Origin of the sequence: Methanosarcina sp. KYL-1, from assembly GCF_024372725.1 — an archaeon.
GTDB lineage: Archaea > Halobacteriota > Methanosarcinia > Methanosarcinales > Methanosarcinaceae > Methanosarcina.
The window spans coordinates 398,244-417,867 of record NZ_VOUA01000001.1; the positions used below are offsets into that span (position 1 = coordinate 398,244).

Consider the following 19,624-nt stretch of genomic DNA (forward strand, 5'->3'; position numbering starts at 1 on the left):
ATATGTATTGAAAATCGATAAATTTAAAGCAGTTATAAAAACAGGTTCATGTGACCGATTTCACTTCCTATCAGTGTAATAAAATTGTTGCATAATTTTCTTGTTGGAAATTTCTCCCTTGAATTTGAAGAGGATACAATTTTTACAGCATTTGATATCTTGCATTGAATCTATTTTTTACATAATCCTCAGTGTTCCTTTATTTGTACATGCTCAATAATGCTTCTATGGTTCCACTTGACTTCCCTGTTCCCCAAAGCAGTCCATTTTGCTCAGCAAATGGCCTTTTCTCTGAAGTCCCTGAAATTGAAGAAAAGAGTCAAAGACAATGAAAATTTAAAAATAAATCCAAGAGTCCAATGCCTTGAAAAACTTGAAGATATTTTCTTTCCAGAAAGCAAAACAGATTCAATTAAGCTTTTTACATGAGCTTTAACGCACATTCAAGTTTCATTCTCTTCTGTTTCCTTTTCCATTGCCTTTCCGGCCCTCCTCAATTCGGTTTCGGCATCTTCTTTGTTGTACTTCGCTTCCGGGTAATTCGGCCTGATTTCAAGGGCTTTATCAAAAGAGGCAATGGCATCTTCATACCGCATCAGGACCGCGTATTCGAGCCCCCTCAGGTTCCACGCTCCTGCAAAGTCCGGTTTCAGCTCTATAACCTTGTCAAAATATTCTATCTTCTTCTCGGGGTCGGTTTCGCTGACGGCAAGCTGGTACCATTCCTCGGTGGTTTTGCCTTCGATTTTCTTCTTGAGCAGTTTATCCAGAAATCCCAACGGCATCCCTCCCAATTAAACATAGGTTTTATCGGTAGAAATAGGTAGTGCCGATTTCCCTTTTTTATTTTGAGTTTCAGGTCCCACGGCTCTCAACGGCTGAAAAGTGGCCGGCCTTTTCCAGAAGTAACTCCCTGAAAATGAGAATTAAGGCCCTGAACTTTTGATTTTAGATGCCAATCTCCTTGAAGGCAGCTTTTCACCAAATATCTTTGTCTTCTTTTCGAATCCAGGCGCCAGTGCACAGGTTCAAAATCGGACTCTTATATTTTTCAGAATTCTTCTCTTCAGTCATCAGGTTGACTTTTTTGGTTATTCCAATGTCCTTTTTCCGTCATCAGGTTAACCTTTTTGGTTACCGGAATAACTACTCTGTCATCCTGCCGCTCCCTTTGTTTATCCGTATACACTTTATGGAAAAAGCCGGCTGCAAAGAACCGGGCGAGGGGCAGATGCGCCTGAAAAATAGGTCAAAAAAGGGTTTTTGAAGTAATTGAACTATTGGATTGCAGTTGCTTTTTCGGGACTATAGCCATTTTATCTGGAGGGAAATTTCAACATATTACCTTTTTACTGGCGCCCTAATAGTTCTTCAATCCTGGTTTCTGCTTATTCTTGTTGAGCTTTTGGGCGTTTTCATAAGCTTCCAGGGCTTCTTCGGGTTTCCCGAGCTTCTGCAGGACATTTCCTTTTTCGTTCCAGGTAATGGCTAACCGGGGATCGAGATTGAGGGCCTTGTTGTAACAATCGAGGGCTTCTTCATATCTTTCGAGGGCTGCAAGAACACTGCCCATGCTGACCCAGGCCTTTGCATTGTCCATCTTAAGTTCCAGCACCTTTTCATACGCTTCAAGGGCCTCTTCAAGCCTTCCTAACTTTCCTAAAATAACGCCCCTGTTATTCCAGGCCCCTGCAAACTCCGGCTCAAGTTCGATAGCTCTGTCACAGGCTTCAAGCGCTTCCCCGTACCTCTCAAGCATATAGAGCGATCCTGCCAGGTTGCTCCAGGCCCCTGCAGATTGCGGGTCCATCTCAAGGGCCCTTCTATGGGATTCAAGGGCTTCTTCATGCCTTTCAAGCCTTCTGAGGGCTTTTCCTCTGTTAATCCAGGCAGGAGCGTCTTCCGGGTCTATGGAAAGCCCCTTCTCATAAGCTTCAAGCGCCTCCTCATACTTCCCGATTGCTTCGAGGGCATCTCCCATGCACAGCCAGGCGTTTGCAAATTCCGGTTCGATGGAAAGGGCTTTATCATAGCATTCGAGGGCTTTTTCTTCTTTTCCGGTGCTTGAATAGGAAATTCCTTTGTTTAGCCATACCCCTGCCATCTTCGGGTCTCTGGAAAGGACCCTGTCATAGTATTCAATTGCCTCGTTGTGCCTGCCTGCAATGAAAAGGGCGTTTCCTTTGTGCGCCAGCGCTTCCATGGAGTCAGGATTGATCTCAAGAGCCCTGTTGTAACATTTGATTGCACTTTCTGCAATCCCCAGTTCCAGAAAAGTGTTCCCTTTCCCTATCAGGGCTTCAATGTAATCAGGATTAATTTTTAAGGCCCTGGTATAGTATACCAGTTTTTCTTCCGGGTCTTCCGTACTGAGGCCCATTTCAAACCATTCTTTAGCCTTATTGAAGTCAACTTCCTCATCATTTTTTCTTCTAGCCAATTTACTCACCCTATGGACATATATCCCCAAAAGCCATGTATGGCCTTTTGAATAGCTACTCCTTATGGGGTTCAACCTTTTTAAACTTTTTATCCGCTTTCTAAACGTTTTAACGTTTGATTTTCCACTTTCAGCTGAATTTTATGTTTTTTTTGAAGGCTGGGCCGGAAAAATAACCTTAAAGAGGAAAATATTCCTGAAAAATAAATATTCTGGAAAAGGAAAATAATCCTGAAGAAGAAAATAATCCTGAAGAGGAAAATAATTCGGAATAGGAAAACAATCAAAAAGAGGGTGCTTAAACGCGGATTTTTCCTGTTATGGTATAAATCATGTAATTACGGCTCTTCGGATTTTTGAAAAATAATTTGATTTTTTTCATAGACAAGTTCGATGGAAGAGGGTGGAGAAGCGGGTAAAGGAAGGGGATCAAATTATCCCCCGAACTCCTCATTCCACTTCTCGTACTTCCCAAGCTGTGCTTTCGTAAGCGGAGTCCTGATCTTCTCAAAGGCGTCTTCAAAGTAATCGAACTTCAGGGGGGTTACGTTCAGCTTCCGTTTGTTAAGCTCGGCATAAGGGAGGTCTGCGAGCTGTTCCAGGTCTTTGTTCTCTTCCCTGATCATGTTCCAGACTGCCTGCTGGCAGAGGTTCTGGAGGTCCCTGCCGGAGTAGAACTTTTCGACGCAGGTCCCGGCCAGTCCGTCGAGGTCGAGCTTTGAAGCGTCGAGGTCTTTGATGTGGATCTTGATTATTTCCCTGCAAGCGGTTTTGTCAGGGAGGGGCACCATGATCCGGCGCGGGAAGCGTGAGAGGACGGCTGCGTCCAGGTCCCAGGGGGTGTTGGTGGCGGCAAGGGTCAGCATGAGCCTGTCGCTTTTCTTGTCCTGCAGGCCGTCAAGTTCTGCGAGGAGGGTCGAGAGCAAGCGGCGGGAGGACTCGCTTGTGTCACCTTCGCGGGAGAGGCTGATGGAGTCGAACTCGTCAATGAAAACAATTGAAGGGGCGTGTTTCCGGGCAGCTTTATAGAGGGCGGAAACCATCTTTGAGGATTCCCCGAAGTACTTGGAGAGCACATTGTCGGCTTTTACATTGAAGAACCTGGCATCAAGGCTGCCTGCGGCAGCGGCGGCAAGGAGGGTCTTTCCGGTCCCCGGGGGCCCGAAGAGCATGATGCCTTTCCAGGGCTTGATGGAGGCTGGTTTCTGGATACCGGCAATGGATATGGTCTCTTTCATGAGACTTTTGACTTCGTCAAGGCCGCCGATGTCGTCCCAGCGGACAGAAGATTTTTCGATAAGGGATTCGGCCTGGGCGAGCAATTCGTCTTCGTTTTCGACTTCGCCTCCCCCGGAACTCCTGCTTCCTCCTCTTCCTCCTCCGGTGCTGTTCCAGGCACCGTTCCCGTTTCTTCCTCCGCTTTTCCCGGAACGTGAAGCTCCTTCTTTTTGTGCCCGGATAGAATTTTCCACATTATCGGCTATCCTCTCCCACTTCCCTGCCTTTTCCAGGTAGGCTTCTTTCTGGGAGGGAACTTTTTCGGCCAGGACTTTAAGGATTTTTGAGCATTCCAGGGCTTTTTTCCTGGCCGTTCCGGCGTCTCCTCCGGTTTTTGCCTCCTTGTACTCTTTTGTGGCGGTTTCCAGGGAAGAATGGAGAGGGCCTGTTAGATCTACTTTCATTTGATTACCTCGCAGCGGATATTTTATCCAGCGGATATTTTATCTCAGGTCGGCTGAATGGTTGAAAGCTGTTTTCCGGTTTTCATTTCCCTGCTTTTTCCCTTCCGTTTTCCGGGCTTTCAGGTTTTTATTCTCCTGCTCCGGTTTCAGGCACGGCCTCAGCTTCTTTCATTTTCTTTTCCAGGTTTTTCCTGTTTAACCTCGCCTCTTTATACGAGGGGCAGATCGAAAGGGCCTGGTCGTAGCATTCGAGGGCTTTTTCGAACTCTCCAAGGTCGGCATGGGCACTTCCGAGCAGGTTCCAGGCGCCTACGAAGCCGGGTTTCAGTTTGACCACGTTTTCGAAATACTCTACCTTTTTTGCAGGGTCCCTTTCCTTTGCCCCGAGTTCAAACCAGTCATGGGCGTTTTTGCCGTCTATCTTTTTCAGGAAAACCCTTTCGAATAAACCGGAAAGTCCCAAAGCTTCACCTCATGTTTTTCAGTTTTTATCTCATCACATTTTTTCTTTTCAGTTTTCATTTCAGCCTTTTTCTTTTCATTCCTTTTCTTTTCATTCCAGGTCTTTAGGCCTGTACTCTTTACCATACCCTTTATTCTCATTTACCACTTCTTCGGCCTCTTCGGGGTCCAGGTCTCCGTCTTTTACGGCCCGGATCGCACTCAGGATGTCGTCCAGGTCGTCTTCCTGTTCGACTCCGGTCAGCATGGCCGTTGAGGTCATGTCAATGATGGAAGAAACTATTTCGTCCCGGTCCTGGGCTTCCAGGTTCTGGGCGACCAGCCAGTTCTCGAGCTTTTCGGGCTCGAGCTTTTTTACCTTGTCCCAGACGCCTGCGGCCTGGAGGTCGGCCTGGTGCTCCTTTAAGATCAGCATGTTGGAGACGGCCCGGAGTTCCTTGTCGAGCTTGGCCTGGGCGGCGGTTTTCATCTCCTTTCTCTGGGATACGGTCTTGATCCTGCGGGCCAGGGTCAGTTCTTCGCTTTTGGATTTAGCGGCTTTTGCCTTTTCGAAGAGTTTTGCAATCTCGCTTTCCGTTTCCCGGACTTCGGCCTGGAGTTCTTCGATCTTGCGGTTCAGCTTGATCTCCATGATCCGGAGATCCTCGGCCTTCATGGACTCTATCGGGTCTTTGCTGCCGAAAAGTTTTGAAAAAATGCCCATCCGTTCCCTCCCTCTACCTTCGTTTTAAGCTCAAAATTCGTTTTCTTCCCTTTCTTTTTCCAGGCTCTTTTCCAGGGAGAGGGTCTGCTCAACCTCGTCCACGTCCATTGCCCCGGACTCCACACTGCTCCAGGCGTCCAGGAGCTGGGATTCGGCTTCGTCTTCCCCTGCTTCGAAGTCTGTTATGTCCATCTCAAAGACCCTGTTCAGGTCGTTTAAGACTTCTTCGAAGTCTTTGCCTGTGAGGCTGGTCTTTATCAGGGCGCTTTCGAAATTTTCAGGTCCGATTTCGGAGATTTTGTCCCAGATCTTGTTTTTCTTGAGGTCCTGCTCGTACTTCTTGACCACAATGAGGTTGGAGACGAACATATACTGCTTGTTGATGGTCGTGAAGTTCTTGAGCTTGAGCCGGGCTTCCGTGTCCATCTGCTTGATCTCCTGGGCAAGCATCTTCTTTTTCATCAGGTCCGACCCGACTCCTTCCTGGAATTTCTGTTTCTTGTCCTTCTCGATCCGGTTTATGTCCTTTCGGATCCTTTCCATGCGGTTCTTCAGGCGGATCTCCTCTTCCTGGAGGTCCCGGGTGTTCAGCTTGTCGACCGGGTTTTTCTTAAACGAGTCCATTAAGTCTTTAAGTGCCATGCTCTTCACCTGCGGAGTTTTCCCTATTTCGATATTTTAAGTTCAATATTTTAAGTTCGATTTTTTTTCCTGAGTTATATTTCGGCGTTTTAGTTGTTAAATTTTATTTTTTTTAAGTTGTTTTCAGGGGTTTTTGCCCTGCTAGCCCGTTTTAATCTGTGTGAGTGTTAAGATATTATTTGTGAGTACTTCCTATATTAATTTTTCTCCATTTCGGAGAAATATTCTAAATTTCCTGAATAATGGATTCTATTTAATTTCCTAAATATACGAATTATCCAAAACGGAGATATATTTATATAGGACCACGCCTTTACTCTTTAAAGATGGAATATCTGTTTACCATAGATTACGGTTCGGACGCTGAACGCAAGCGGATCGATTACACCGTCGAACGCTGGGGCGAGAGGGCAAAAATAAAGAAGCCTAAGGGAGCCGTGCTGCTCTTCGAAGGTCCCGATGTGGACGAATTTATTGAGGACCTTTATTCCAGGCTTGATATCGATGCCGGGAAAGTGGAGGTCTACAGGGTGGAACCTTACGAGCCTGCCGTGGAAAAACAGAGCAGGAAACTCGTCTATGAGAGTTCGGAGCGTTTTGAAGCCCTGCAGAGCTTCCTGAACTACCTTATGAGCAAACTCGGGGCAAGTTTCGAATACTCCACCGAGAATGCCAGCCACTATACCGTTTACACGAAAAAAGGGCAGGCCCAGCTTGAAATCCGCTGGCTGGGCTGCGCTTGCGGGGGCGAAGATGATGGAAGAGTCCTCCGTTTTGTGGTCAGTGTCGAAGGATATGGAAACGTCGTTGATTTTATTGCCGACAAACTTGATGAGGAAATGAGGATTTTCCTTGGATGAGCTTGTAATGAGCTGACTTATGCGCTTATTAAAGAGCCGATTCCTGGGAAGGTGAGGTGAGTATATTGTTTGCAGAGGGAAATATCGAGTGTGTTGAAAAGCTGCTGAAACCCGCAAAGAGGGTGCTTAAGGTCGGGATGCCTGTTAAGCACGATGCCTTTGAGCGGAGGGTCGAGCTCTGGAACAAGATCCGGATGAACTACGACAGCTATCTGGACGAGGAGTGCGGGACTTTCTTAAAGGACCTGGACCAGCACTTCCTCTCCCTGTTTGATGGGGCGCTCCTGGTACTTGCTGCCAGTTTCCGGGAAAACGGGGAATTTTTCGGGGCCTCAAAGATCTTCAGTGACGCCGAAGTCGAACTTTTAAGGAACATTGAACGTTACAACCTTTTTGAAATCCTCTCTGCAGATGATATCCGGAAAAAGCTTATTCAAAAGGACGATGGGGTCCTGGCTCTCCTTCGGGACTACTATATCTCCATGGACTCCTGGGTGGACGGGCAGCTCGAAGACCCTGCCCTCAGGCTCACTCTGCGCTACTACCTCAAGAAAAAATGGGACGGCTACAAGGAAAAGCTCAACTCCGCAGTCAGTTCCTCGGTTGTGGAACTTGATTGGCTGAAGAGCCTGATCGGCTCCTGGGAACATGCGACCGAAGCCAGGGTAGGGGTCGCAGAAAAAGGTTTCGAGGCTGAAAAAGAAAGGGCAAAAGCCGAAATCGAAAAACTGAGCTCTGAAAAGGCCCTGCTGAGTTCGGAAAAAGAGCTTACAGAAGGCCGGCTGAAACAGGCCGAAGCCGAAAAAGCCTCTGCCGAAGCCCAGGCAAAGGGCATTGCCTCCGAAAAAGAGCAGGCTGAAGAAAAGCTCAGGCAGCTTGCTGCCAGGAAAGCTGAGACCGAAGCCCTGCTCCAGGCTGTTGCCGAAGAAAAACTGCAGGCACAGGAGCAGGCTAAAGCGATGGCTTCGGAAAAAACCCTGGCAGAAGAGCAGATCCGGGAAATTGCTTTCCGGAAAGAGGAAGTTGAAGAGCAGCTCAAAGCCCTGGAAGCCGAAAAAGCCCGGGCTGAAGAGCAGGTTAAGGCAATAGAATCCGAAAAGGCGCTGGCAGAAGAGCAGAACAGGGCGATAGCTGCGGAAAAAGAAGCTGCAGAAGAGCAGGCCCGAAAACTTGCCGCCGAAAAAGAGCAGGTCGAAGAGAAGGTTAGAAGGCTTGCTGCAGAAAAAGCCCTTGCTGAAGGGAAAGGCAGCCGATACGTGAAGCTGGACGAAGTGAAACAGTACGAACTGAATTTCGTCGGCAGGCTTGAGCACAGGCTCGGAAACACGGTCACCTTTTCCGGGAGGGCCTATAAAGTCGAAAACCTCAGGGAAATCAAGCAGGTGGACACTTCCTGCTTTGCGGAAAGTTCCGGGCTGAGCGCACGGGACTTAAAGAGCCTGCCCGAAAACCGCTCCCTGGTCGGCGCCCTGACGGAAAAGAAGCTGCTCGGGAAAAAACAGCGGTACAACCTCAAAGCCCTCTTCTCTGCAAGGGTCGAGAAGTATGCGGAAGCAGGCTTTGATACCGATCCCCTGGAACTCAAAGACCTCAACGTCTTCCTTGTGGATTCGCGGGACGAGGCAAAAGAAAAAGGCGAATGGGTCCTGCTCTGCCTTGCATCCCCAACCGGGTTTGAAGCCGCTGTCGGCAGGTACATCTCAAGCGAGGACTTCCACAGGAACTTCCTCTCAAAATACCTCTCGGTCTGCCTGCTCGACCTCGAGACCGGAAAGCAGCTCTACAACCCCCACGATGAGGTGGCAAGGGAGTTTGCAAAGCTCTGCGAACTTGAGACCGAGACCGAAAAGAGCGAAAAACTGATACTCTCCATACGTAAAGCCATCGAAGACGGGCTCCTCCTTAAAGATTTCGTAGTCCTGGGGGACATCGCAAAAAGTTTCGGAAACGAATCCGTGGTCAAGCCCGTATTCTACGAATATGCCGGGGAAAACGGGCATAACGTCAGGTTCCTTGAGGATATCGGGCTTGTGATGATGAAATAAGAAATGTGAAACCTGAAAATCCGGAGATAAACAATTATAGCTTTATAAAAGAAATTCTAAATATATTTCTGGAAATTAGTTAAGAATTTCAGACCATTCTCCGGTTTACTTTTTTATAATCAAAAATAAGTCTGCGATGGTTCCGATGACAAGAAATGCCCCTCTGCAACTGTTCTTCCTTCTTATTTTTCTCGGCTGTCTTGCCCAGGGTGCGGCAGCCGGGGCTTCCGGCGACGGGAGTCTTTCCTGGGAATATGACCCCGATTACGGCCTCTACGGGATGTACGACGAGGTGAACGGCGCTGGCTGGGTCTATGACCCTGCTGCCGATGTTTACTGGAAACTGGACCTGGAAGTCGGCCAGGCTTTCGGATATTCCATGAGCAACAGCCTGAATTACGACCCCTCCGAATACTATAATCTTTTCTGGGTTTCCGGGGTCACGGATTATGAACTCTATGCTTATGACTCTTATTCCGATCAGGTCTTCGTTTTCGATTTCACAACAGGTTTTTACTGGGTGTACCTCCCGGACCCTGACCTTGCCTGGACTTTTGCCCCCGCAGATGAAGTCTTTGCAGGCGGGGAGATCGCGGCAGCCTGGGAAGAGCCGGTTAACTGGGAAGAACCTGCAAGCCGGGAAGAACCGGAAATTTCTCCTGACCTGGGGGAACTTGCAGTGGGGCTTACCTGGCATGAGGATGGGAATAACGGCTTTTTCTGGAGTTATGCTCCCGCAAGGGATAGTTTCCTGATCTACGACCCTCAATACACGGCTCTCTACATTTATGAACCGCGGCTTGACCTTGCTTCTTACGCAGTTCAGGACCTTCCGTTCGAAGGCTGGACATACAATGCCGGGTCCGGGGTCTTATGGGGATATGAACCCGGCAGGGACATGTTCTGGGTCTACTACGAGTACAATGAATTCCTTCAGGGATATGCCTTTTCCAGGGAACTTTACTGGGACGTTCCTGTCCAGAGGCTCAATCTTGAGACAGGTACCTATCCGGGAGCGGATACCGGGGACAGGGTCGTAGTTTCAGGTAACATTAACGAAGATAACATGAGCGAGATTGTAGGGGGTTTCTTGTCCCTTTTGATGCTGGTCCTCCTCTTTGTTGCGCTCAAGAAAAGAAAACCGAAGACAAAGAATGCGAAGGACTCCGGGGCCCTGCGGGCTTCTCCCTCCAAAAACAATGTCGGAAAAAAATCTTCTTCCGGGGAAGTTCATGAGGAGATTTATCCCCCCAAGACCTGGATCGGGAAAATGCCTCCTTCCGGGGAGGCTTCCTCACAGGCGGCTTCTGCATCTGCAAGCGGAGCTGGAGGGGAGGCTGAAGGTGGAGCCGCAGAAAGCAAAGGCCCTTCTTCAGGAACGGGGCCTGTGAAAGCGAAGCCTGAAATTAAGTCTGAAATTAAGTCTGAAGTAAAGTCTGAAATCAAGTCTGAAGTGGATTCCGGGGTGAAGTCTGAGGCAGATCCGGAAGTAACTGTGGGAACAGGAGCAGTTGCAGGAGCAGTTGCAGGAGCAGGGGTAGAGCCGGAAACCAGTTCCTCTCTTGAAGGGTTCCCGGCTGCCCTTCTTTCCCAGTATGAGCCCCTTGAACTTCTGGGGAAGGGTGGCTTTGCGGCAGTCTTCAAGGTAAAAAGGAAGGCCGACGAAGAAACCGTGGCCCTGAAAATCCCCCGGATTGATGAGAAGACAAGTTCTTTCTTCATAAAGGAAGTCGCTGCCTGGTACAATTTGAACCACCCGAACATAGTCCGGCTGTATAAGTCCGACCTGCTGCCCGTGCCCTACCTGGAAATGGAGTTTGTCGAAGGGGCTGACTGCAAGGGCAGGCAGGTCCGGGAACTGGACCAGTACCCCAAACCCTTCCCGGAAGCCGGGGCCTTAAAGCTTATCCGGGGAATTGCAGAGGGCCTTTCCCATGCCCATTCGAGGGGAATCTTCCACCACGACTTAAAACCCCTGAATATCCTGCTCAATAGCGAGCTGTCCCCAAAGATCACGGATTTCGGGCTTGCAAAAATAGGGGCCAGGAACTCCCTTACCACCCACAATGCTTATTCTCCCCTCTACGCAGCCCCCGAACAGCTTGATGAGGAGATGTACGGAAAGCCCGACCAGAGGACGGACATCTACCAGATCGGGCTGGTTTTTTACGAGCTGCTTGCCGGAAAACTTCCTTACTCGGGGTGTTCCATGGGAGCGCTGCTAGGTAAAATCGTCTCAAAGGAGGTAAAGCCGGCTGCAATCTCAAAAACCGACCCTGCCCTGGGCCGCTATGACGGGGTCTTTGAAAAACTGCTGGCCCAGGAAAAAGCTGACAGGTACCAGGACGTTTACGAATTCCTTTCTGCCCTCGATGCCCTGGAAAGGCTGGACCTTGAAGAAGAGGAAATGAAAAATAGCCTTGAAAAAACGAAACAGACGCTGAAGCTGAGCACCAGCCGGGAAGAGATCGAACGGATGACCCGGGAGGTCGTGGAAAAAACCTCAAAGGTCGCCCTCCTCTATGCCCGCGTCAATGAAAAACCCGAACTCCTGCAGGCCCTCGAAGACCTCGGGGATTATGCCGGGGAAAACAGGGCTGAGCTGGACAGTGCTGTCTCCCAGCTTGAGTATATGATAAGGAACGGGATTCCTCTCGGAAAGGAGTTCGAAGAGGGCCTTAAAGTCCTGCTCGGCAGGATTGAGGGGGCAGCGGGCAAAGAGTAAACGCCCATTTTAAACTTCCTGTTTAATGGTCCCGTTAAGGTTTTTTTGGGACCTGCAGGTGCAGGCAAGGCGAAAATCAGTTTTCCGGAGTTCAAAACCTGAAACATTACAGGAGAAAAACGAAAAGGAAAAATGAAAGGGAAAAAAGGAAGAGAAAAAAATAAAAAAATTAACCTGCTTATATTAAAAGCAGGTTGTCTTCCGCGTAGAGACTCTCGAAGTCGGCTGTTATTACAAGTTTGGTGATTTCTCCTTCATTCGTTACGCTGTAGGCGACTCCGCGCTCGGTGCAGTTTGCCTGCATGGTTGAGATTTTTTCTGTTAGTTCGGGTTTGGGGTTAAGGAAGATGGATGTCTGCATGTAGCTGCCGTCATCCAGCTTTTTTAAGTCCCTGTAATATTTGTCGGCGGGGATGTCGGTGAGGTTGGTTTTTGTTCCCACTTCCTGGTAGATCGAATCCTCAGGGTCCGCCAGGACCAGGAGCTGGTCATATTCGCTTGCAGCAGTTGCGTTTCCTTCAAGGACATCGACAACGCTTCTAACGCTCTGGATGGGGCCCATGACTGCGGGGTTTCCGACCACGTTCCAGATGTTGTAGGTGCCGTTTGTCCGGTAAAGCATCTGGTAGTCATTGTAGGGATATACGCGGGTGTCCATGGGGATGGCAAGCTTCTGCTCGGGAATCTGGTGGAGTTCAAACCCGCTTCCATCTGCGTAATTTGTGCTGTAGCGTTTGGTGACGTCGGCTCCGTAGAAGGAGTTCATCATTTCGATGCTGCCAAGAGCCATTTCCAGAGGAGTCCCCCTGGTTTTCTGCAGGTCAACATAAAGGGCATTAACAGGCCCTTCAGGGCTCATTTCAAGCCCGTCGGCAATGGAGTTGAATTCGTGCTGGACTTGCTTCCCCTGGATCTGGGAGAAAGCAAAGGTGGTAATGTTGCCATCAAGCTCGGGAACAGGAACGTCATTATCCCTGTCCGTTTTTGAGTTATTATTGACAAACACTACAAATACTGACAGTAGCATCGTTGCGGCCAGGAAAATGGCCATATATCTCTGGTTTTTTGTTGCTGAGTCCTTCTTTTTCTTCATTAGCGACTCCTCATAAAATCCGGTAAATTACTCTGAAGGTAAAAACATACATAAGGTATCTAAATTTATTGGCATGAGCAATTTTTCTTATTTGTTTTTCCTGAATTCAAAAAATGGTTTAAACTGGGGTTCTGAATTTAAGGCTGAAAACTAAAGCTAAATATAAAGGTAAGAGTCAAAAGCTAATTAAATATAAAGGTTTATGGATTTCGAGCCTCCCGAAATTTAATCCAGCGTGAGGATCTTGAGCATGTTTGTGCCCCCTGGCTTTCCGGAAGCCGGGCCCTGGGTGAGGACTACGATGTCCCCGCTTTTAGTGAAACCCATTTCCTTTGCTTTTTCCGTGGTTTCCTTTTCCCAGTTTTCAACGTTCTTCTTCATGATGACAGGGTAGACGCCGTAAGATAGGGACAGGCAGCTGCAGGTCTTCGGAAAGCGCGTGAAAGCCAGGATCCAGGGCTCGGGCTTGAAGCGTGAAAGCCGGCGCGGGGTCGCTCCGCTCCGGGTGGGGGTCAATACGGCTGCCACAGGGAGCTTTTGCAGGGCTTCATGCACCTGGAGGGTGATTACTTCGTCCACTGACATCTCCCGGGCCGTGATGCCCTTGATTATCGTGTCAAGCCCCCACTTCGTCCTTGAGCGCCAGTTTTCGGTAGTCTTTGCGATCTTTGCCATCATTTCCACGGTCTCTACGGGATAGTTCCCAACAGCGGTTTCTTCCGAGAGCATGACCGCGTCCGTGCCGTCCAGGATGGCATTGGCAACATCCGTTGCTTCGGCCCGGGTGGGTCGGATGTTGTCGGTCATGGAAGCCAGCATGTGGGTTGCCGTGATCACGGGGATGCTCAGGAATTTTGCCCTCTGGATGAGTTCTTTCTGGACCGAAGGCACTTCCTGGATCGGGATCTCCACTCCCAGGTCTCCCCGGGCAACCATCAGGGCATCGGTTTCTTCAAGGATCTCGTCAATGTTCTGGACCGCCTGCCTTCTTTCGATTTTTGAGACTACGTATACGGATTTTCCCTTTTCTGCGGCAAAATTCCGGACCTTCCTTATATCTTCGGCCTTTTCCACAAAGGATATGCTGAAGGTGTCAACGTCCTCATTGAGGGCGAACTCAAGGATCCTGAAGTCCTTTTCCGTTACCGGGTCAAGGAAAATCTTTGCCCCGGGCAGGTTTAACCCTTTATGGGAATAAAGCTGCCCTCCGACAAGGACTTCGCAGAGCACGTCCTTTCCCGAGACCTCCAGGCAGCGGAGCTGGATGAACCCGTCGCTTAAATAGATCAGGCTTCCCGGGGAGACGCTTTCCGGGAGCTGCCTATAGCTGACGGGGATCCTTTCCTCGCTTCCGGGGGCATCATTCACTGTAAGGGTTACCCGGTTTCCCCTGTGCAGCATCACGGGCTCTTTTTCAAGTTTTCCGATTCGGATCTTGGGGCCCGGAAGGTCGGCAAGGATTGCAATTGTCCTGTCAAGCTCTTCTGAGACTTTTCGGACCCGCCGGATGACTTCCTTGTGGCTCTCGAAGTCTCCGTGGGAAAAATTGATCCTTGCTACGTTCATGCCTGCAAGCACCAGTTCCCTGAGAATTTCCTCGGAGGAGGAAGCAGGCCCTATGGTGCAGACGATCTTTGTCTTATGGTCCGGAATTTGCATATTTTCACGGCCTTTGATATTCAAACTGATCTTCAATGCCGTTTTTAATACTGTCCTTTAACCTTTCAGGAACTCCTGATGGGTCAGGGGGTCAGGAATCTGTACCCGGGGCTCTTGAGTTTTCCGGGGCTCTGCAGTAACCCTTATCCGTTCCTGTGTACTTTTTATACGTACCTGTTTACTCTTTTATTCGCCCCTGTAAATTTTCAGGGCTTCTTCTACGCTTGCTTCTTCTATGGTTATGGCGTAGACGGCGTTGCACATGCGGACAGCTTCGTCCAGAGGCTTCTGGTGGATGTTCCTGCCGGTTGCGTTCCCCTGGGCTCCGGAGATGTGGATCTGGTCGTAGAGCTTTTTGAGGAAGGCTTCGGCATCGTCGCTTGAACCGCCTGCACAGACAACCTTACAGCGCCCGGCTGCCTTTACGGCTTCTTTGAAGACCTCGGCAGATTTTGCTCCTTCCTTTTTCGGGTAGTTTACTTTCACGAAGTCAGAACCCAGGCAGGCCCCTACCCCGGTTGCGCCTGCGATCAGGTGAGGGTCCTTTTCGTCCTTTACTGCAGCTCCGCGCGGGTAAATCCAGAGCACTGAGACCATCCCGTGCTGGTGGGCATCGTAGACTACCTGGGCAGCCTGGACAAGCATCTCGGCTTCGAACTCACTTCCCAGGTAGATGGTATACCCTACTCCCATGATCTTAAGCCCGCTGTTTTCCTTAAACTCGGCCACCTGGTCAACGTCGTGCCAGAGGTTACTGAAGGGGTCAGCCTGGGAGGTGCCTACGAGGTGGGTCTTGGAGTTTATCTTCACGAGATATGGCACATCCCTGTAGTCCATGCCGTAGCGGGCAATAAGCCCGAGCTGGGCGGCAAAAACCCCTATCTTGCTTCCGGCTGCGATCCTGAAGAGGTGTTCGGGGTCGGCGTCGTCTTCAGGGACTCCTTCCCCAAAAAAGTCGTCGTTTAAATGTTCAACTTTCTGGTCCCCGGCAAAGAGCATGAGTCTGCCGGTATGGTTGGTGATTTCCATGTAGTTTTTTACGTATGTTTCGCGCATTGCTTTCGGGACATCAAGTGGTACGATTACATCTTCTTTGTTAATTGAAACCATGTGTATAAACCTCAATATGCTTGAATTCCAGCTGCTTGGGTGCTGGTAGGTTGGATGCTATAGATACTTTGAAACCGTATTTATCTATATCCTTTCAACTATCCTTAATAATTTTTGTAGTCGGGCAGCCGGCAGTTCTGTAGCTGGTGATCTCCTGCCTGTTTCCGGCCCAGCAGAGCCCTGCCACTCCCCTCTTCTACAAAGACTATTCAATTAAGAATTATTAAGTATTTCGGGAATTTAAAATCAGTATCAGATGGCAATATAGATTGGGAAAACCTCTTTGTGACATTCGCTGCTGCGCCAAAAACCCGAACTGGAAATCAAAACCGAAGGGTAGGATTAATTTGGGCTTGAAAACAGAATGGAAATTCTCTCTGAATTTCATCCATGGAATTCTTGCAGACCCGAAAGTCCGTCTGAAGTTATGCAAGAACCATATGAATTGGCAAAAGTTTTCAGAAAAGTATGGAACCTTGTATCCAAAAGAGCTTAAAATAGATTTACGCCGCTTGCAGGGCTCGAACCTACGACATTCTGGTTAACAGCCAGACACTCTACCAACTGAGTTAAAGCGGCTTTTTGATTGGAAACATGCTCCCTTGCGGGAGTACGGATGAACCTTCCTTATCAGGGATTCTTAGAATAAATACTTTATGGGCCTGACCGGATTTGAACCGGTGACCACGCGGTTATGAGCCGAGCGCTCTAACCTGACTGAGCTACAGGCCCCCAGTGTTTATTGCTTTTAGTAGTGATTTTTAATAGTTTTAATGTTTTTAATAGCAATATTTCTTGTGGTGTTTTTTAAATGCCCAAAAAAATCGCTATAAAAATGTAAGAATTTTACGCCGCTTGCAGGGCTCGAACCTACGACATTCTGGTTAACAGCCAGACACTCTACCAACTGAGTTAAAGCGGCTCTTGTTATCGGGTGTGCCCGTTTATGCTCACCCTGTCGCGAACACTCCTAAAGCGATGATATTATTTATATATTTCGCTTCGAAGGTCTCTCTGAACAGCGTTACAGAGTAAATAAATAAAATCTGCGGGCGTGTTCATATCCGGGGAGGTATTTATTCCGGGTTTTTCAGGGCTTTTCCTGAAATTTACCTTATTTCTTTGCTCTTCTTTTTTTAGGACAACTCGATCATCTTTTGCCGGTTTCAGCTTATATTCTTTGTCCCTGTACTAAACCTTATATGCTTTCGGGTACAATATAATTGATTATCTTGGTTGCAGCGCTATGCGGCGAAGCCGGACAGGCTGGATTCCAGTATAATTTATGTTCCAGTTTACCTTAAAAATATGTTAAAGTAAGGTCCTGTCTGGGGGATGTGGACTCCTGTGTACGGCTAAAGTGGGCTTACACGGGTTTCAGTATTTAGGGTCGTGGGGTCAGTGTTATTTCCGGTACTTTCCTGTGTCGAGGAAGGTCCTTTTACTCACTGTTCTCATACCTGCAAGGTTCGGTTTCAGCCGGACATTTCAATAAAAATGGTAAGGGGGTTTGTAACACGAAATATTTGAAAAGATGCCCAAAATGCAACGCTGAACTTAAACTGAGTATGGATGGGGAGACACAGTACTGTCAGGTTTGCAAGTACTGGACTAAGGTAGGCACTGCAAGGCTTGACTCTATCATGATTTACGAATGAGGGGTCCTCATGGAAGATACCAATATTTCCATGTTTTGCAGCTTATGTGCCACTCGCCTGAAACGCCAGGTAATGGGTTCTAATGTATTCTACTACTGCCGTAAATGCGGGCGTATAAGTTCGGATTTCTGCTTATCCGAAGAAAACAGGGTGCTTTCGGTCCAGAAGCAGCCAGTCCGCAAGGTGCCTTCTGCCATGGGCATGGAGTTCCCTGAAGAAGGCCAGAAAGCCGGTGTGGAAAACTGAAGTTCCTGCACTGTCAGAATGTTCAGTCCGCTTTGGAATTAAATACAAAACGTGCAGTAAAAGAGCCTTAGATGGCTCTTATTTTTCAATCTATTTTTTTCGGAGTTTTTCGGAGTTTTTCAGAGTTTATCGGAGTTTTTCAGAGTTTTTCAGAGCTTAATTTCATTTATATTTTTTATTTGTTCAAATATGCAACCAGTTAAGCTCTGTCTAAAACCGTTACTGTATAAAAATAAATAGGCGAATAAAAAGAGAGGGGAAATGTCCCCTTAAGTAAAAATTATAAAATGATGAAAAAAAGAAATTCAGATAGGGATTTTAGTGCCCTGCCTTGAGGAGTTTGCAGACTTCTTCCACTTCGGCCCTGAATTCGTCCTGAGTGATCCCGAAAAGGCCTGCGAGGTACATGGCTCCTCCGGCTCCTGCGCCTTCTTTGATGGTGCCTGTCTCGTACCTGTGCAGGCCCTTCAGGGAAGACTTTCCAAAGCCGGGGTCTGCGACGTAGACGGAAGCTCCAAGGCTTTTAGTAATTTCGTTGAAGTTTGCGGATTTGTCTTCGACCACATAGCGGGTGGTGGCAATAGAGATTTTTTCAGTGTTGAAGCCCATGTGCTTAATCAGGGCGTAGACTGCTGCCATCTGGGTTCCGCCGGCAAGGACTACCTCGATGTCAGTCCCCTGGAAACCCGCAGCAAGCCCTACTACGGCGGGCATCATGGGGTCTCCCATGCAGGCTATGGCTTTCAGAGGTTCTTCCTTCAGGCATCCGAAGGTCAGGCCGGAGGCTTTCATGCCCTCTTCAACTACCTTTTTCTTGAGTTCCAGGGGGTTTTCATCTGCACTGCTGCTGACATTTCCGTCATACCCCAGGGCCATCAGGACCCCCATGGCAGTTGTCGTGCCTCCGGGAATGCTTTCCCCTATTACCACATGGTCGACCTGGTTCCTGAGCCTCTTGGCCAGGAACTTTGCGCGCTCGTAGATTCCCTGAACGTCCCTGACTGCAATAGGCTCCCTTATGTCTTCTCCCGGTTTTGCTCTCAGGTCAATGCAGGGGACCCCGGGAGTCACGATAAGGCCTGAATTGATGAAATGGTAAGGGGCGTCTGTGAGCTTCAACGCCGAACGGGTCATTATCGCAGGAGTCGGGGTGTCGTAAGGGGGTGTCATGGGCAGCACCGGTACGCTGATAATGTTGCCGGTATCCATGAGCTCTGCATCCCCAGCAGGAGTATAGTCCGTGAGTTCAGCCGTTTTTCCTGCGGCCGAAAGCTTCGGGATGTGTGCGGTCTTAGTGTTGGAAAGCACACATAAAAACATCGGTTTTTTTGGTTTCCTGGTTACTTCCGGTTCGATCCAAGCCATATCTTATCTCCTCGATGAATCATAAATTCAGTGAATTTCACACACAATTGCAACAGCATGTAGTTTCATGCAATCTGGTCCCCTTCAGCCAATGATTTAACATTATGGCATAAGACCATGTATTTTGCACAAAATGTAATCTTGTAAGGCATGTAATTTCACATAATATGCTTGCACAACATTGTTGCACAATATGTAATTCTAATAAAGATAGATTCATATCTCACAGAAAACTAAAAAGAATTCTTCGACTTACTATTTAATATTAATCAGCAATCAAATATAATTTGTTTTTAATCAATTTCACTTTACTTTATTTTATCTTATTATCCGCTTCAGTTGCAGAGCTTTGACTCAAAGCCAACTAAAGATCAATTGAGTGCACTTCCTATTCTATCCTTTTCTATATCAATCCCGAATTTTTCCGGCTTCAAAAACAATCTGGCTCTAAACTTCCTCTCTAAACTTCCTCTCTAAATTTCCTCTCTAAATTTCCTCTCTAAACTTCCTCTCTAAACTTCCTTATTTTGAGGTAAGGCTGCTCCTGTGTAAGAGCCCGTTCTCTGGATTCCTGTTTGTTTGATGCAGTTTGAGCCCAATTGGTTGAGTTCAAACTTTACTTAATAATAACCGGTTTAATTATTTAACTATTATTATATTTGGCTATTATTAATATGTAGAATGATTAATATTTTGCCATTTGTGCTGCAGACCGGCTATAAAATGGATCACTAAGCTTGAGTTTTTAAAGAGGGCAAGAAGTTTGAGTTTTCAAAAGAGGTGACTACTCCCGTCACTGAAGTGACAGGCATCTACCAGAATTCTGGAGAGATTGTAATCCCAATCTCAGAATATTCATAGCAGCGTTATGATCTCTATCGAGAACCAGTCCACAGTAAGGACAACTGTGTATTCTCTCTGATAGTTCTTTTTT

At 48.0% G+C, this 19,624-nt stretch carries 17 protein-coding genes and 3 tRNA genes; 5 read left to right on the forward strand and 15 right to left on the reverse strand.

All coding sequences use genetic code 11. The features are described 5' to 3' along the window. Window positions 1-443: 443 nt before the first annotated feature. The gene (locus tag FTO70_RS01920; RefSeq protein ID WP_255334002.1) at window positions 444-779 is read right to left on the reverse strand and encodes a tetratricopeptide repeat protein; all 336 of its coding nucleotides are present in this window, start codon (window positions 777-779) and stop codon (window positions 444-446) included. A gap of 581 nt (window positions 780-1,360) precedes the next feature. Beyond that, on the reverse strand, window positions 1,361-2,440 hold the full coding sequence (locus tag FTO70_RS01925) for a tetratricopeptide repeat protein (RefSeq protein ID WP_255334003.1): 1,080 nt from the start codon (window positions 2,438-2,440) through the stop codon (window positions 1,361-1,363). Between the two features lie 64 nt (window positions 2,441-2,504). Between FTO70_RS01925 and FTO70_RS01930 the strand changes: the two genes are divergently transcribed. Further along, the gene (locus FTO70_RS01930; protein WP_255334004.1) at window positions 2,505-2,669 is read left to right on the forward strand and encodes a hypothetical protein; all 165 of its coding nucleotides are present in this window, start codon (window positions 2,505-2,507) and stop codon (window positions 2,667-2,669) included. 205 nt (window positions 2,670-2,874) lie between these two features. On the opposite strand, the gene FTO70_RS01935 is transcribed toward FTO70_RS01930, so the two are convergent. From FTO70_RS01935 to FTO70_RS01955, 5 genes are all read right to left on the reverse strand, one after another. Beyond that, on the reverse strand, window positions 2,875-4,122 hold the full coding sequence (locus tag FTO70_RS01935) for a 26S protease regulatory subunit (RefSeq protein WP_255334005.1): 1,248 nt from the start codon (window positions 4,120-4,122) through the stop codon (window positions 2,875-2,877). A gap of 127 nt (window positions 4,123-4,249) precedes the next feature. Continuing rightward, window positions 4,250-4,585 (reverse strand): tetratricopeptide repeat protein, encoded by a 336-nt coding sequence (locus tag FTO70_RS01940; protein WP_255334006.1) that lies wholly within the window; start codon window positions 4,583-4,585, stop codon window positions 4,250-4,252. After that, window positions 4,549-4,710 (reverse strand): hypothetical protein, encoded by a 162-nt coding sequence (locus FTO70_RS01945; protein WP_255334007.1) that lies wholly within the window; start codon window positions 4,708-4,710, stop codon window positions 4,549-4,551. The genes FTO70_RS01940 and FTO70_RS01945 overlap by 37 nt, the downstream gene beginning before the upstream one ends. After that, complete coding sequence (locus FTO70_RS01950; protein WP_255334008.1) at window positions 4,676-5,287, reverse strand: hypothetical protein; 612 nt, start codon at window positions 5,285-5,287, stop codon at window positions 4,676-4,678. The genes FTO70_RS01945 and FTO70_RS01950 overlap by 35 nt, the downstream gene beginning before the upstream one ends. A 30-nt stretch (window positions 5,288-5,317) precedes the next feature. Then, the gene (locus FTO70_RS01955; RefSeq protein ID WP_255334009.1) at window positions 5,318-5,929 is read right to left on the reverse strand and encodes a hypothetical protein; all 612 of its coding nucleotides are present in this window, start codon (window positions 5,927-5,929) and stop codon (window positions 5,318-5,320) included. Between the two features lie 326 nt (window positions 5,930-6,255). Here FTO70_RS01955 and FTO70_RS01960 point away from each other — a divergent pair, with 326 nt between their 5' ends. From FTO70_RS01960 to FTO70_RS01970, 3 genes are all read left to right on the forward strand, one after another. After that, on the forward strand, window positions 6,256-6,789 hold the full coding sequence (locus tag FTO70_RS01960; protein ID WP_255334010.1) for a hypothetical protein: 534 nt from the start codon (window positions 6,256-6,258) through the stop codon (window positions 6,787-6,789). Between the two features lie 65 nt (window positions 6,790-6,854). Further along, window positions 6,855-8,834 carry a hypothetical protein gene (locus FTO70_RS01965; protein ID WP_255334011.1) on the forward strand — a complete coding sequence of 660 codons (1,980 nt, stop codon included), beginning with the start codon at window positions 6,855-6,857 and terminating at the stop codon, window positions 8,832-8,834. A 145-nt stretch (window positions 8,835-8,979) separates the two neighbouring features. After that, window positions 8,980-11,559, forward strand: a complete 2,580-nt coding sequence (locus FTO70_RS01970; protein ID WP_255334012.1) for a serine/threonine-protein kinase — start codon at window positions 8,980-8,982, stop codon at window positions 11,557-11,559. 178 nt (window positions 11,560-11,737) lie between these two features. Here FTO70_RS01970 and FTO70_RS01975 read toward each other — a convergent pair whose 3' ends face one another. The 6 genes from FTO70_RS01975 to FTO70_RS02000 form a co-directional block, all read right to left on the reverse strand. Further along, window positions 11,738-12,652: a hypothetical protein gene (locus FTO70_RS01975; RefSeq protein WP_255334013.1), complete on the reverse strand. Its 915-nt coding sequence runs from the start codon at window positions 12,650-12,652 to the stop codon at window positions 11,738-11,740. Between the two features lie 225 nt (window positions 12,653-12,877). Next, on the reverse strand, window positions 12,878-14,311 hold the full coding sequence (gene pyk, locus FTO70_RS01980; protein ID WP_255334014.1) for a pyruvate kinase: 1,434 nt from the start codon (window positions 14,309-14,311) through the stop codon (window positions 12,878-12,880). Between the two features lie 186 nt (window positions 14,312-14,497). Beyond that, on the reverse strand, window positions 14,498-15,421 hold the full coding sequence (locus FTO70_RS01985) for an aldolase (protein WP_255334015.1): 924 nt from the start codon (window positions 15,419-15,421) through the stop codon (window positions 14,498-14,500). A 506-nt stretch (window positions 15,422-15,927) separates the two neighbouring features. Next, window positions 15,928-16,000, reverse strand: a tRNA-Asn gene (locus tag FTO70_RS01990). A 78-nt stretch (window positions 16,001-16,078) separates the two neighbouring features. Next, window positions 16,079-16,153 (reverse strand) — tRNA-Ile (locus FTO70_RS01995). A gap of 117 nt (window positions 16,154-16,270) precedes the next feature. Further along, window positions 16,271-16,343: transfer RNA gene (locus FTO70_RS02000), tRNA-Asn, on the reverse strand. Window positions 16,344-17,088: 745 nt separating this feature from the next. Here FTO70_RS02000 and FTO70_RS02005 point away from each other — a divergent pair. After that, entirely contained in the window at window positions 17,089-17,325 is a 237-nt protein-coding gene (locus FTO70_RS02005) for a hypothetical protein (RefSeq protein ID WP_255334016.1), read from the forward strand. Between the two features lie 318 nt (window positions 17,326-17,643). On the opposite strand, the gene cobT is transcribed toward FTO70_RS02005, so the two are convergent. Together cobT and FTO70_RS02015 are read right to left on the reverse strand one after the other, a co-directional pair. After that, the gene (gene cobT, locus FTO70_RS02010) at window positions 17,644-18,690 is read right to left on the reverse strand and encodes a nicotinate mononucleotide-dependent phosphoribosyltransferase CobT (protein WP_255334017.1); all 1,047 of its coding nucleotides are present in this window, start codon (window positions 18,688-18,690) and stop codon (window positions 17,644-17,646) included. Window positions 18,691-19,483: 793 nt separating this feature from the next. Beyond that, window positions 19,484-19,624, reverse strand: a 141-nt coding sequence (locus tag FTO70_RS02015) for a transposase (protein ID WP_255334035.1), incomplete at its 5' end; no start/stop codon positions are given.